The organism is Streptomyces sp. NPDC054863 (assembly GCF_053610825.1).
In genome coordinates, this window is the sequence record NZ_JBSGZD010000223.1 from 1 (window position 1) to 13,265 (window position 13,265).

Here is a 13,265-nt window from a genome sequence, read left to right on the forward strand (position 1 = left end):
TCGGTGGCGCTGCCCGCCCCGGCCCCCGCGCCCGCCGCCGCCCCCGCCCCTGCGCGCCAGGCCCCCGCCGCACCGGCGGCCGGGCCCGCGCAGTACCTCGGCGACAGCGCCGACCGCACCGGCTTCGGCGGCCTGGAGGCCGTCGACGAGGTGTCCATGGTCGCGGTCCCCGACCTCATGGCCGCCTACCAGCGGGGCGTGCTCGACCTGGAGGCCGTCAAGGCCGTGCAGCTCGGCCTGATCGCGCACTGCGAGCTGATGGGCGACCGCGTCGCGATCATCGACCCGCCGCCCGGGATGAACGCCCGTCAGATCCGGGTGTGGCGGCAGGAGACGTCCAACTACGACTCCAAGTACGCCGCCCTGTACTACCCGTGGATCAAGTCCTTCGACCCGGCCACCGGCCAGGCGCGGCTCGTCCCGCCGAGCGGCCACGTCGCGGGCGTCTGGGCCCGCAACGACTCCGAGCGCGGCGTGCACAAGGCCCCCGCCAACGAGGTCGTACGCGGCGCCGTCGACCTCGAACTCCAGATCACCCGCGGCGAGCAGGACCTGCTCAACCCGATCGGGATCAACTGCATCCGCGCCTTCCCCGGCCGGGGCATCCGCATCTGGGGCGCCCGCACCCTCTCCTCCGACCCGGCGTGGCGCTACCTGAACGTCCGCAGGTACTTCAACTACCTGGAGGAGTCGATCCTGATCGGCACCCAGTGGGTGGTGTTCGAGCCCAACGACCACCAGCTGTGGGCCCGGATCCGGCGCAACATCTCCGCCTTCCTCGTCAACGAGTGGCGCGGCGGGGCCCTGTTCGGCGCCAAGCCGGAGGACGCCTACTACGTCAAGTGCGACGAGGAGACGAACCCGCCGGAGTCGGTCGACGTGGGCCGGGTCGTGTGCGAGATCGGCATCGCGCCGGTCAAGCCGGCCGAGTTCGTCGTCTTCCGGCTGGCCCAGTTCTCCAGCGGCAACGGGGACCTGGAGGAGTAACGGCCCTCCGCCGCCCCTCCCGTACCGCTCCATGCCCCTCCTCCTCAGTAACTCAGCGCGAAGGACCAGCACATGAGTCTCCAGCCCGGTGACGCCCTCACTTCACACAATTTCGGCCTCCAGATCGACGGCGTCATGGTCGAGTACCTCGCCGAGGTCAGCGGTCTCAGCCTGGAACAGGACGTCATCGAGTACCAGCAGGTCTCCGCCCAGGGCGTGCCCGTCGTCAAGAAGATGCCGGGCGTGCAGAAGGCCGGCAACTGCACGGTGGTCCGCGGCATGACGCAGTCGAAGGCGTTCAACGAGTGGATCAACCAGTCCGTCAGGGGCGAGATGGGCAGCGCGCGCAAGAACGCCACCATCATGGTGATGGACTACCAGAACAACCCGGTCAAGCGGTACAACATGCGCAACGCGTGGTGCAGCAAGATCGACACCAGCTCGGTGAAGGCGGGCGAGGCGGCGGCGCTCACCGAGACCGTGACCATCACGTTCGAAGAACTGGTCATCGAATAATGCGGCGCACGGCCGTCCGGGCCGCGGGCGGGGCCGTCCCGCAGCCCGGCCCTCCGGGGACCGCGGCGGCCGACGGGGCAGCGGCGTCCGGATTCGCACCCGACCCCGTGGGCGTCCCGGTGACCTCCGCACCGTCGCGGCGCCTCCAGACGGAGTTCCCCTTCGAGCTGCCGCGCGGGTACGTGGACGACGCGGGCACCGTGCACCGGGACGGCGTGATGCGCCTGGCCACGGCCCGCGACGAACTGGTCCCCCTGCGGGACGTCCGGGTCCAGGAGAACCCCGCGTACCTGTCCGTCGTACTGCTCGGCCGGGTCATCACCCGGCTGGGCACGCTCGCGATGGTGCACGACGGGATCGTGGAGAACATGTTCGCCTCCGACCTGGCGTTCCTCCAGGACTTCTACCGCCAGGTCAACGCCGAGGGCCACACGCGTGCCTCGGTGGAGTGCCCGCACTGCGCGGAGCCCTTCGAGATCGACCTCGGCGGGAGCCGCCTGGGGGAATCGTGACGTACGCGACCGACCGACTGCACGAGGAGATCGCGTACGTGGCCTTCCACTTCCACTGGAGCCTGGAGCAGATCCTGGACCTGGAACACCAGGACAGGCGCCGCTACGTGGATCACATCGCGTCCCTGGTGGCGCGCGGGTCAGGAGGCTGAACCATGCGGTTCCTGGACCGCCTGAGGCGTCTCCCGCAGGGCACGTCCCCGGTCTCCGGTACGGAGGACGGGCAGCCGGGCTCCCCGGGCGCCCCTCTCCCCGACGCAGGGGCCGAGCGGGCGACCGGTGACGGGGTGCGGGCCACCCTGGGCGAGGGCGCGCGCAGCGACGACGGCCGGCCGGACGCCGGGGCACGCCCCGCGGCGTGGTCCGCTCTGCCGCCCCTCCGGCGGGCGCTGTCCCCGGGCGCCGCCGGTGTCGCCGACGCGGGCTTCCCGCACCGGCTGGCCACCTGGCAGAACCCCTCGTCCGCAGGCGCCCGCCCGCTCGCCGTTCTCGACGGCACGTCGGGCGGACTGCTCATGAACTCGCCCTCGGGGCAAGTGGGTTCGCCCTCTTCGCGGGTGAGCACGCCTTCTGCGCAGGCGCCGCATGCGGGCCGGTCGTCGGCTGCGCCGGGTGCGCCGGGTGCGGTACGGCCGACGGGTACGTCGGGGCAGGCGTCGGGTCAGGCGGTACCTCCGGCCACGGCTCCGGCCTCGGCCCCGGCTCCGGTCACAGGGACGTGGGTCTCCCCGGGGCCGTCGGAGTCGACGGCGCGACAGGCCGGGAGGACACCGGGCTCGTTCACCACCGCAGCGTCCGCGCCGGTGCTACGGCGCTCGCTGCCCGCGCGTCCCGGCGCAGCCCACGGCGGGGTTCCCGCGTCCGGCCCGGCACCGGGACCAGTACCGGCACCGGCACCAGCACCTGCACCAACGCCCGCACCAGCACCAGCACCAGCACCAGCACCTGCTCCGGCTTCCGGCGGGGAGTCGGCGCAGGTGCAGCGGGCGGTGGTACCGCGAGGAGGGCCCCGGACCGGTCCTTCCGGCCTGCAGCAGCCGGGCGGCGCGGGCGCGCAGCAGGCGTCCGTACGGCGTTCGGGTACGGGTGTGCCCGGGGCCGGGCGTTCCGGTGCGGGCGCTCCCCGGGCCGACGGATCCCGACCCGTTCCCGCGGCGACGGCACCGGCTGCCCGGACTTCGCCTGCGCCCCGCACGGTCACCCCTCACTGGGTGAGCTCCCGGACAGGCCCGGGAGCCGGGCCTTCGCGTACAACAGGGGCCGTCCGTAAGGCAGAAGCGCCTGCCCCGGCCGGGGACTCCTCAACTGCCCGGACCTCAGGACCGGGCGGTACGCCCCCCGCGTCCGGCACGCCCCGGGGAACCGCAAGGGCTGCCGGGGCGGAGCCGACCGCCCCGCCGCCCTCCAGCGGTACGTCCGCACGCCCGGCCGCCCCCGCCCCGACCGGGGACGCGGGACCGGCCGTCGTGCAGCGGGCGCCCGCGAATCCGGCGACCGCGCCGCGCAGGCCCGCAGGGGATCCGTCCGCTGCGGCACCGGGCTCGGCCGACCGCGCGGACTCCTCCCTCGCCGCCGCACCACCGGCGGGCCGTACGCCCGTGTCCCGCTCAGCGCCTGTCACGCCGCCCCGGCAGAACCGGTCTCAGCAGCCACCGCCTGCCGCACGCCCGCACTCGCGGACTGCGGCAACGTCCAGGGGCATCGCGGAGGCCGGAACCTCCGGCACGTCCGGTCCTGCCGCTCCGGCGGGAGGCTCTGGAGCGTCTGGTCCTGCCGCACCTGCGCGGGGCTCTGGCCCGTCCGGTCCTGCCGTACCTGCCGTACCTGCCGGAGGTTCCGGGGTGTCCGGTCCTGCCACACCGGCGGCCGGAACCTCCGGAACCTCCGGTCCTGCCGCCTCGGCCGCAGGCTCCGGCACGTCCGGTCCTTATGGTGCGTCCGCCCGGTCAGCGTCGGACGGACGTGTCGGTACGTCCGGTCGTCCCGCGCCGTCCGGCAGCTCCGGCCTGTCCGGATTCCCCGCGCCCGCCGAGTCACCCAGGTCTGCTGCCCTTCCTGGGCCCGCAGGTCCTCCCAGTGCGTCCGCCGGTCCTCCCGGTACGTCTGCCAGCTCGGCCGGTACGTCCGACGGCTCGGCCGCCGGGGCCGTCGCAGGCTCCCGGGCCTCCGCCGCGGGTGACGCCGGTGCTTCGCGCAGTGCCCATGGTGCGTCAAACGCCCCGGTGGCACCCCTCCACGGCCGGGCTCCCGCGCGGGGAACCGTCGAACGGGGCGGTCCGGGAAGCACTGCCGCCGCCGCGTTCTCCGCGCCGGGCAGTGTCACGGCCCCGGGGCCGAGTGTCCAGCGCCGGACTGCCGCGCCGTCGGGGAGCCCCTCGTCGCGGCCGGACGCCGCCACGGACCCCTCCGGTCCGGGCGCTCCCGCGCGCGGAACCCGCACGTCCCCCTCCGGTGCCTCCGGTGCTTCCGGGCAGAGCGCATTTGCCCCGCAGCGTGCCGTCGCGCCCCTCGCTCCCTCCTCCTCTTCCGCTGCCGGTCCTTCGCACGGCGGCCGGTTCCCGGCCCCCGGCGCGGGCACGCCGACGCCGACCGGCCCTGGAGGCCGCGCCGGGCTCGGTGCGCCGCTCCCGCAGGGCCACGCCTCTGTGCAGGACCCCGCGACCGCGACGGGCCGTCCCGCCGTACGCCCGAGTCCCGCCCTCCCCGCGACCACGCCGCCGAACGCCACCGGAACACCCCCGGGCAGGCCCGGTTCCACGTCCACGCCCGCCGCCGTGCAGCGATCCGCGCAGCGCACCGCCCCGGCCGCCGCCGCCCCGAGCACCCTCGCCCCTGCTCCCGTACGGTCCGTCACGGACGGGCCGCCGCATGCCGTACAGACCGCCACCGCCCCGGCGACGCCCGGGCACCGGCCAGAGGCGGGGCCGGGGCCGGAGCCGCAGTCCGTGGCTCGGGGGCGAAACCCCGGGGCCGACGTCCCGGCGCGCGACACCTTCACGCCCCCGGACCGGCAGGTCGGCTTCCCCGCTCCCCGCACGGTGCCCGACGGTTCCGCCACGGCTCCGGCGGTCTCCGTACGCCCCCTGCTCGGCGCACCGCTGGCCGCCCGACCCGCGCACGCCACACCGCTCGGTCCCTCGGCGAGCCCCTCAGGGGCGCGACGTGGCACCGCACCCGGACACCCCGCCCCGCTTCCCGTCGTCGGCGCGGCCGACGCACGAGGTCCCGAGGCCGCTCACCTCAGCAGTCCGTCGCCAGTTGCGGCCCCGGCCCCGGCCCCGGCCACCGTGCAGCGCAGCACCGCGCACCCCCTGCCCGCGTCCACCCGCACGCCCACCGTCCAGCGCAGTGCCGTGCCCGCCGTGCCCCTGCCCGTCACCCCCCTGCGCCGGGCGGCCGGTGAACCCGCAGAGACGGGGCACCCACCCGCCCCGGCCTTCTCCGCTCCGGCGGCCTCCACCCCGCCGACCACCGCCCCGACCGCCCCGACGGGCCCCGTACCTCTGCCCGCAAAAGCCTCCGAGTCCCCAGCCCTCTCGGGCCGGAGCCCACAGACTCCGTTTCACCAGGTCAGCGCAACTCCCTTGACCGCACAGCCTGTTCGCCCCGTCGCGACGCCCGTCCACCCGCCACGCCCCGCCACAGCGGCGCCTGCCTCCGCCGCACGGGGCGCCGTACCACCGACCCACCGGCCCGCCGTACAACGGCGTACCGGCCCCGCAGCAGTGCCGTTGCGGCGCACCGCGCCCGGGGCGACCGCCCTGCCCCTCGCGCGCCCGCGCCCGGCGACCGACGGCGCCACCCAAGCACCGTCGCCAACCGCCCCCGCCCAGCCGATCCCACCGTTCGCCCCCGCCCCGCCCGCCCCGCCCGCCCCGCCGGTCCTGCCGTCCGCCTCCGCCGCCCCGGCCCTCCCCACGCTCCCCGTGCCGTCCGCGCTTCCCGTTCTCCCCACACCACCCACCCCGTCCGCCCTCCCCGCCCCGTCGGCGCCCGCCGTCCAGCGGGCCCTCTCGTCCGCGCCGCCGAGCCCGCCCCGCACCGGGTCCCGCGTCTCCTCCCAGGGCTCGCCCCCGCCTCCCCCGCACATTCCGGCCACGCCCCCGCCCGCGTACGACTCCGGAGGCCGCCCGCCTGCTGACCACACGGTGCGGGAGGCGGGTTTCGACCCACGGACCCTGACCGACTTCCAGCTGGACGAGCTGACCCACCGGCTGACCGGCCGGATCACCCGGCTGCTGCGCACCGAACTCCGGCTCGACCGCGAACGGATCGGCCGACTGCGCGACCCCCGGACGTGACCACGCCCCCGCGGCCCCTGCGGTGACCGCGCCCGCCGAACGCGCCGCAGGCGCCCCGTACCACCCGTCTCCAGAAAGGCCCCGCGATGCCCCGCGATCTCGACCCGGGCTCCACCATCTTCTTCACCCTCACCATCGACGGCGAGAGCCTCGGGTTCTTCAACGGGTGCGAGGGCCTGTCGTCCACCGTGGAGGTCGAGCAGCGCCAGGAGGGCGGCAACAACGGCTTCGTCTGGCAGCTCCCGTCCCGCGTCACCTTCTCCAACATCCGCCTCACGCGTCCCCTCACCCCGGAGACCGCGAAGGTCGCGAAGTGGATCTCGTCGGTGACCACCGGGGTCAACCGCCCCACCGCCCAGATCGCGGCCCTGCGCGCGGACGGGTCCGAGGTCGCGCGCTGGGGGCTGATCGACGTGCTCCCGGTCCGCTGGCAGGGGCCGTCCCTCGATCCGGCGAGTCCGGGAGTGGCGACGGAGGTCCTGGAGATCACGCACCACGGCTTCACGGACTGACGGGACACGGCGCGCACCACGGGAACGAAGCAGCGGGAACCACGGGAACAACGGGAAGACAGAGACGCACATGGCCAAGGGAAGCGGCGGCGGAGCCGGCAAGAGTCTGGTACGGGCCACCCTCGCGATTCACGAGCCGCCCGTCGGCACGAGCACCACGCCGGGCGGGCTCATCAAGACCTTCGACTTCGACTTCAACCCCGCGCAATTGAGCATCGGCATCAGGTCGCAGTGGAAGGTGACGCCGGCCCCCGCCGTGCGCAACGGAGCGACGCCCGAGTTCATGGGCCCCGAACCCCGCGAGATGGGCGTGGAGATCTTCCTCGACTCCTCCGACAGGCCCGGCAGCAACTCCGTGCTGCGGAAGGTGGAATCCCTCCTCGACTGCTGCCAGGTGACCACCAAGAGCATCGCCGCGAAGCAGCCGTCGCCCCCGTGGGTGGTCTTCCAGTGGGGCTCCTTCTCGACGGCCAGGTTCACCGCGTACGTCAGCAGCGTCGACGCCGCCTACTCCCTCTTCGGGACGACGGGCGTGCCCATCCGCGCCACCTGCCAGGTGCAGCTGCACGAGATCCCGAGCAGGAGCAAGCTGCAGAACCCGACCTCGGGCGCCCTGACCGCCCGCCGCGTGCACCGGGTGGTGGCGGGCGACTCGCTCCAGTCGCTCGCCTGGCGCGAGTACGGCGAGACCGCCGCCTGGCGGGCGATCGCCGAGGCCAACGACATCGACGACCCCACGAACCTGAGCAACGGCACCGAACTGGTGCTGCCGGCCGCCGAGGAGGTGCGCCCCTGATGACGCAGTCCGCCTACTCCAGCGTCATCCACGTCACCCTGGGAGGAAGCCCGCTGCCCCCCGACCTCGCCCCGCTGCTCGTGGACGGCTGGGTCGACCAGGGCATCGGCGTGCCGGCCGCCTTCCGGCTCACCTTCCGCGACCCCTACCGGCTCCTGCTGGGCAAGCTCGGCGTCGACTTCGGCACCCCGGTGGTGATCGCCCCCGTCGCCGACGGCAAGGGGGCCTCCGACCCGCTGCTGACCGGCGAGGTGTGCGGCCTGGAGGCCGACTACGACGGCACCGGATCCTTCACCGTCATCCGCGGCTACGACCACGGCCACCGGCTGCTGCGCCAGCGCCGGGTCGCCGCCTACCGCAACCAGTCCGCCTCCGACATCGCCCGCAGACTCGCCGGGCTCGACGGCGTGCCCGTCGGGCGGATCCAGTCCACGAAGACGGTGTACGAGTTCATCAGCCAGGCGAACGTCACCGACTGGGACTTCCTCGCCCGCCTCGCCGACGAGAACGAGATGGTGATGTCGGTCGACGCCAAGGGCAAGTTCCAGTTCGTACGCCCCGACCCGGCCTCCGGCGCCCCGGCCGTCAGCACCCCGGGGGACAGGAGTCCGTACGTCCTGGAGGCCGGGACCGACATCCTGCGGCTGCGGGCCTCGGTGACCGCCGCCGAGCAGGTCCGTACGGTCGAGGCGCGCGGCTGGGACGTCACCGGCAAGAAGGAGCTGACCGCGACCGCGCCGGCCACCTCCAACCCGGGCATCAGCATCGGCAGCACACCCGGCAAGGCCGCGGGCCGCTTCAAGGCCGCCAAGCTGGTCGAGGTGCAGACGCCGCTGGACCGCCAGTCGGAGGTGAAGTTCGCGGCCGAGGCGCTCGCCAACGACGTCACCTCCTCCTTCGCCGAACTGGAGGTCGTGGCACGCGGCACGCCGAAGCTCAGGCCCGGCCTGCCCGTCACGCTCGCCGACGTCGGCAAGCCCTTCGAGGGCAAGTACACGGCCACCTCGGTACGGCACGTCTTCGGCGACGGCAAGCACTACGAGGCATGGGTGACCGTCAGCGGCCGGCAGTGGCGCTCGTTGTTCGGCCTGACCTCCGGAGGCGGCGGCTCCCCGCAGGGACTGCGGCTGAACGGCCTGGTGAACGCCCTCGTCACCGACGTGCAGGACCCGCTGCGACAGGGGCGGGTCAAGCTCCGCTTCCCCTGGCTCGACGACGCCTACGTCAGCGACTGGACGCGGGTGGCCCAGGCCGGCGGCAAGCGCGGCGGCTCCGTCTTCCCGCTGGACGTCGGCGACGAGGTGCTGGCCGGCTTCGACCGGGGCGCACTGGACCATCCGTACGTCATCGGCGGCCTCTACAACGGCAAGGACAAGCCGACCCCGGTCCCCGACGTGCCGCTGCACGACGGCGCCCGCCAGCGCGCCTCCCGGCACACCCTCTCCGACCGGACCGGCAACCGCATGGACCTGCTCAGCCAGCGGACGGGCGGCAAGCAGGGCGTACGGCTGACCACGGGCGACAGCAAGCTCGTCATCAACCTGGACAGGACCCAGACCGAGATCACCGTCGACAGCAAGGGCTCGGTCAGCATCAAGGGCAGCCGGTCGGTGTCGGTGGAGGCGGGCACGGACCTCACCCTGAGCGCCGCCCGCAGGCTGACCATCAAGAGCGGCGGGCCGCTGACCCTCCAGGGCCGTGGCATGGTCAACCTCAGATCGCTCGGCGGCGCGGTGAACGTGGACGCGGTGGGCGCCCTCAGCCTCAAGGCGGCGGGCGCGGCGACCCTCAGTGCCGCGGGCACCGTCCAGGTCAACGCCGCGGCGAACGTGGGCATCCGCGCGGCCTCGCTGCTGCTGCAAGGCATGGTCCTGGTCAACAACAAGCCGTACCCGATTCCGTGACGGCCCCTCAGATGTCCGGCGGTCCGTCGGCGCAGGACGAAAGCAGGTGCACCTCCGATGGCTGAGCAGTTCGTCGGCTCGGGCTGGGCGTTCCCCCTGCGCATCGGCCCCACCGGGGGCATCGCGCTGGTCAGCGGCGAGCGGGAGGTCGAGGAGGCCATCCGGCTCGTCCTGTCCACCGCACCCGGTGAGCGGCCGATGCGCCCCGAATTCGGCTGCGCCATCCACGACATGGTCTTCGCGCCGGTCAACGAGGCGACGGCGGGACGCATCCAGTACGAGGTGTACGCCAGCCTCGACCGCTGGGAGCCGCGCATCGAGGTGCACGAGGTCGAGGTCAGCGCGGGCACCGAGCAGAGCGTGCTGTTCATCGACGTCCGCTACTCGATCCGCGGCACGAACAACCCGCGCAGCCTCGTCTTCCCCTTCTACGTCATCCCCTCCCACGAGGAGCCCGGCACGACCGGCGAGCCCGGCCCCTCCCATGAAAGCGACCACTGATGGCACTGCCCTCACCGAACCTCGACGACCGCCGCTTCCAGCAGTTCGTGGACGACGCCAAGCGCTACATCCAGCAGCGTGCGCCCGAGTGGACCGACCACAACGTCTCCGACCCCGGCGTCACCCTCGTCGAGACCGTGGCCCACATGGCCGACCAGATCGTGTACCGGCTCAACCGGGTGCCCGAGAAGAACCATCTGGCCTTCCTGGACCTCGTGGGCATCACCCTCTTCCCGCCGACGGCCGCCCGCACCGACGTCACGTTCTGGCTGTCCGCCCCGCAGGACGAGACGGTGCTGCTGCCCGTGGGCACCGAGGTGGCCACCCTGCGCACCGAGAACGAGCAGGCGGTCGTCTTCGCCACCGAGCGTGAACTCCCGCTGCTGCCCTGCTCGTTGCGGCACCTGGTGGTCCAGTCGCAGGGCGAGCCGGTCGCCGACCGGACCACCGACCTCGCCGAGAACAAGGACGTGACCTGCTTCGCCGAGGCCCCGCGGCCCGGCGACTGCCTGCTGTTCGGGCTGACCGCGGCCGTGCCGCACTGCGCGGTGGCACTCGAACTCGACAGCCGGGTGGACGGCGTCGGCGTGGACCCGCGCCAGCCGCCCCTGGTGTGGGAGGCGTGGACGGAGGACGGCTGGCGGGAGTGCGAGGTCGACCGGGACGGCACCGGCGGCCTCAACCGGCCGGGCGACGTCGTACTGCACGTCCCCGGCGGCCACGTACTGTCCCGCTCCGGCGGCCAGGAGGCGGGCTGGCTGCGCTGCCGGGTCACCGAGCCGCTGGCGAACCAGCCCTTCTACACGACCTCCCCGACCGTACGGTCCGCCGACGCCTGCACCATCGGCGGAACCGCCCCCGCCGTGCACGCCGAGACCGTCACCGACGAGGCCCTCGGCGAGTCGACCGGCCTGCCGGCCCAGCGGCTGCGGCTCGTGCACGCGCCCGTCGTGGGCGACGCCCCGCCGCTGCTGCTGCAGTCCGCCGAGCGCGACGGCTGGCAGGACTGGCACGTCGTCCCGCACTTCGCCGCATCGGGCCCCTACGACCGGCACATCACGCTGGACGCCACCACCGGCGAGATCGCCTTCGGCCCCTCCGTCCGCGAACCCGACGGCACCCTGCGCCAGTACGGCGCCGTCCCCGCGAAGGGAGCGGTGCTCCGCGCCCGCCGCTACCGCATCGGCGGAGGCAGGGCGGGCAACGTGGCCCGCGGCGCCGTACAGGTGCTGCGGACCTCCGTGCCGTACGTGTCCGAGGTCGTCAACCGCGAAGCGGCCCGCGGCGGCGTCGAGGGCGAGACCGTGCAGGAAGCGAAGGTCAGGGCGCCCATCACGCTGCGCGCGCAGGAACGCGCCGTGACCCTGCGCGACTACGAGGAACTCGCCCGCCGCGCCGCCCCCGAGACCGCGCGCATCGCCTGCCTGGAGGGCCCCGAGAACGAATACGGCTCGTACGCGGTGCGGGTCCTGGTCGTACCCCAGGCCGTACCGGACCCCGGCGGGCGGCTGCGCTTCGAGCAACTCGTCCCCGGCGACGCCCTGTTGGGCCGGATCAACCGCCACCTCGACGAACGCCGGCTGATCGGCACCCGGCTCGCGGTCGGCCCCCCGTACTACCAGGGCGTCACCGTCGTAGCCACCGTGCACGCCTTCCGGGGCGTGGACACCGACCGGGTGCGCCGCCAGGCCCACGACGCCCTCTACCGCCACCTGGACCCGCTGACCGGCGGGGTCGACGAGAAGGGCTGGCCCTTCGGCAGGCCCGTGCAGTCGGGGGAGGTGTTCGCCGTCCTGCAGCGCGTGCCGGGTGTGGAACTCGTCGACGAGGTCACGCTCCACCCCGCCGACCCCCTGACCGGCAAACGGGGCGAGGCGACCGACCGGATCGACCTGGAGGCGCCGTCCCTGGTCTTCTCCTTCGACCACCGCGTACGGGTTCTCGGAGGGACGTCATGAGCGCCCCCGGACTGCCGGGCACCCCCGGCCCGCCGGGCCCGCGCGCGGGAGCGTGCGGCTCGGTGCGCTTCCGCGGCCATTCCGTGCTTTCCGTACGGGAGAGTCCCGTGAGCCTCTTCGTCCGCACGTGTCCCGTGCGCCGCCGCCCGCCGAAGGGGTACGTCCGATGAGGGGGTCCGTCGACGGGCTCGGCTCGTCCACCCCGCTCGGCGCCATGCTGCCCGCGGTGTTCGCCGACGACGACCTCGCACAGCGCTTCGTGGCCGGACTCGACGAGGTCATGGCCCCGATCCTCAACGTGCTCGACTGCCTGCCCGCCTACTTCGATCCCGCCCTGGCCCCCGTGGACTTCACCCGCTGGCTGGCCGAGTGGGTCGGCGCCGAGACCGACGGCAGCGAACCGGAACCGCGCCTGCGCGCCGCCGTGGCCGCCGCCGCGTACCTCCACCGCGTCAGGGGCACCCGGCACGGCCTGGCGGAGACGGTGCGCCTGGCCTTCGGGGTCGAACCGGAGATCACGGAGAGCGGCGGCGCGGCGTGGAGCGCCCGCCCGCTCGGCCCCTTCCCCGGCGAGCAGCGACCGTACCTGCACGTCACGGTGCGTCTCGCCGACCCGGGCCCCGCGGACGAACACCGCTTGAGCGCCCTCGTGGCGGCGGCCCGCCCCGCCCACATGCCCTACACGGTCAAGGTGACCGCAGCCGAAAGGACCTCGGGAAGATGACCACCCAGAACTGCGCCGAATGCGGTACGCGAGCGGAACCGGGCCAGTCGTTCTGCGACGCCTGCGGCGCCGTACTGAGCTGGAAGGCCCCCGCTCCCCGGGCCGGCCGGACGGCCGCACCGGTACCGAGCGCCGCGGTGAGCGCCACGGCGCCCGACGGCCCGCCGCGCGCGAGCACGCGGGAGGAGAACCGGGAGGGGGAGAACCGGGAGAGGGAGAACTGGGAGAGGGAGAACTGGGAGGAGGAGAACACCGCACCGACGGCACGTACGGGCACGACCGGCCGGGCCGGGGCGGGAGCCGGCGTTCCTGCGGACCACCGTGCCTCCTTCGCCGCCGAGGGCAACCGGCCGACGGCGTACGACGGACCTGCTCCGAGCGAGCCCGCTCCCACGCCCATGCCCGCTCCCGCACCCGCTCCTACGTCGGCGCCCGCACCCACGTACGCGCCTGCTCCCACGCCTCACGACACGACGCCTGCGTCCTACGGCACGACTCCTCCGGGCCACGACACGACGCCTGCGCCCTCTGACACGACCCCTCCGGCCTACGAC

12 protein-coding genes and 1 pseudogene are annotated in these 13,265 nt (G+C 74.2%); 12 read left to right on the forward strand and 1 reads right to left on the reverse strand.

Annotation, left to right across the window (positions count from 1 at the left end):
- The 4 genes from ACWGIG_RS28915 to ACWGIG_RS28930 form a co-directional block, all read left to right on the forward strand.
- Positions 1 to 987: phage tail sheath family protein (locus tag ACWGIG_RS28915; protein WP_453324632.1), on the forward strand; the 987-nt coding region annotated here is incomplete at its 5' end.
- A gap of 72 nt (positions 988 to 1,059) precedes the next feature.
- The gene (locus tag ACWGIG_RS28920) at positions 1,060 to 1,503 is read left to right on the forward strand and encodes a phage tail protein (RefSeq protein ID WP_362421830.1); all 444 of its coding nucleotides are present in this window, start codon (positions 1,060 to 1,062) and stop codon (positions 1,501 to 1,503) included.
- Entirely contained in the window at positions 1,503 to 2,015 is a 513-nt protein-coding gene (locus tag ACWGIG_RS28925) for a hypothetical protein (protein ID WP_453324633.1), read from the forward strand. Before ACWGIG_RS28920 ends, ACWGIG_RS28925 begins: the two co-directional genes overlap by 1 nt.
- Positions 2,012 to 2,167 carry a DUF6760 family protein gene (locus tag ACWGIG_RS28930; RefSeq protein WP_453324634.1) on the forward strand — a complete coding sequence of 52 codons (156 nt, stop codon included), beginning with the start codon at positions 2,012 to 2,014 and terminating at the stop codon, positions 2,165 to 2,167. Before ACWGIG_RS28925 ends, ACWGIG_RS28930 begins: the two co-directional genes overlap by 4 nt.
- A 628-nt stretch (positions 2,168 to 2,795) precedes the next feature.
- Here the strand turns inward: ACWGIG_RS28930 and ACWGIG_RS28935 are convergent.
- Complete coding sequence (locus tag ACWGIG_RS28935) at positions 2,796 to 2,960, reverse strand: hypothetical protein (protein WP_453324635.1); 165 nt, start codon at positions 2,958 to 2,960, stop codon at positions 2,796 to 2,798.
- Positions 2,961 to 4,789: 1,829 nt separating this feature from the next.
- Here ACWGIG_RS28935 and ACWGIG_RS28940 point away from each other — a divergent pair.
- The 8 genes and pseudogenes from ACWGIG_RS28940 to ACWGIG_RS28975 form a co-directional block, all read left to right on the forward strand.
- Positions 4,790 to 6,316, forward strand: coding sequence for a hypothetical protein (locus tag ACWGIG_RS28940; RefSeq protein WP_453324636.1), 1,527 nt, complete (start codon positions 4,790 to 4,792; stop codon positions 6,314 to 6,316).
- 86 nt (positions 6,317 to 6,402) lie between these two features.
- On the forward strand, positions 6,403 to 6,828 hold the full coding sequence (locus ACWGIG_RS28945; RefSeq protein ID WP_453324637.1) for a phage tail protein: 426 nt from the start codon (positions 6,403 to 6,405) through the stop codon (positions 6,826 to 6,828).
- A gap of 70 nt (positions 6,829 to 6,898) precedes the next feature.
- The gene (locus tag ACWGIG_RS28950) at positions 6,899 to 7,624 is read left to right on the forward strand and encodes a CIS tube protein (protein WP_453324638.1); all 726 of its coding nucleotides are present in this window, start codon (positions 6,899 to 6,901) and stop codon (positions 7,622 to 7,624) included.
- On the forward strand, positions 7,624 to 9,528 hold the full coding sequence (locus ACWGIG_RS28955) for a VgrG-related protein (RefSeq protein WP_453324639.1): 1,905 nt from the start codon (positions 7,624 to 7,626) through the stop codon (positions 9,526 to 9,528). The genes ACWGIG_RS28950 and ACWGIG_RS28955 overlap by 1 nt, the downstream gene beginning before the upstream one ends.
- 57 nt (positions 9,529 to 9,585) lie before the next feature.
- Entirely contained in the window at positions 9,586 to 10,029 is a 444-nt protein-coding gene (locus tag ACWGIG_RS28960) for a GPW/gp25 family protein (RefSeq protein WP_453324640.1), read from the forward strand.
- Positions 10,029 to 11,987, forward strand: coding sequence for a putative baseplate assembly protein (locus tag ACWGIG_RS28965; protein ID WP_453324641.1), 1,959 nt, complete (start codon positions 10,029 to 10,031; stop codon positions 11,985 to 11,987). Before ACWGIG_RS28960 ends, ACWGIG_RS28965 begins: the two co-directional genes overlap by 1 nt.
- 166 nt (positions 11,988 to 12,153) lie before the next feature.
- Entirely contained in the window at positions 12,154 to 12,711 is a 558-nt protein-coding gene (locus ACWGIG_RS28970; RefSeq protein ID WP_453324642.1) for a phage tail protein, read from the forward strand.
- Positions 12,708 to 13,265, forward strand: a pseudogene (locus ACWGIG_RS28975) (hypothetical protein); the annotation flags it as partial. The gene ACWGIG_RS28970 and the pseudogene ACWGIG_RS28975, both read left to right, overlap by 4 nt.

Excerpts from the sequence above, each read along its gene's own strand:
- ACWGIG_RS28920 (WP_362421830.1), top strand. The coding sequence starts at position 1,060 with ATGAGTCTCCAGCCCGGTGACGCCCTCACTTCACACAATTTCGGCCTC.
- ACWGIG_RS28950 (WP_453324638.1), top strand. The coding sequence starts at position 6,899 with ATGGCCAAGGGAAGCGGCGGCGGAGCCGGCAAGAGTCTGGTACGGGCC.
- ACWGIG_RS28960 (WP_453324640.1), top strand. The coding sequence starts at position 9,586 with ATGGCTGAGCAGTTCGTCGGCTCGGGCTGGGCGTTCCCCCTGCGCATC.
- ACWGIG_RS28965 (WP_453324641.1), top strand. The coding sequence starts at position 10,029 with ATGGCACTGCCCTCACCGAACCTCGACGACCGCCGCTTCCAGCAGTTC.
- ACWGIG_RS28925 (WP_453324633.1), top strand. The coding sequence starts at position 1,503 with ATGCGGCGCACGGCCGTCCGGGCCGCGGGCGGGGCCGTCCCGCAGCCC.
- ACWGIG_RS28970 (WP_453324642.1), top strand. The coding sequence starts at position 12,154 with ATGAGGGGGTCCGTCGACGGGCTCGGCTCGTCCACCCCGCTCGGCGCC.
- ACWGIG_RS28945 (WP_453324637.1), top strand. The coding sequence starts at position 6,403 with ATGCCCCGCGATCTCGACCCGGGCTCCACCATCTTCTTCACCCTCACC.
- ACWGIG_RS28955 (WP_453324639.1), top strand. The coding sequence starts at position 7,624 with ATGACGCAGTCCGCCTACTCCAGCGTCATCCACGTCACCCTGGGAGGA.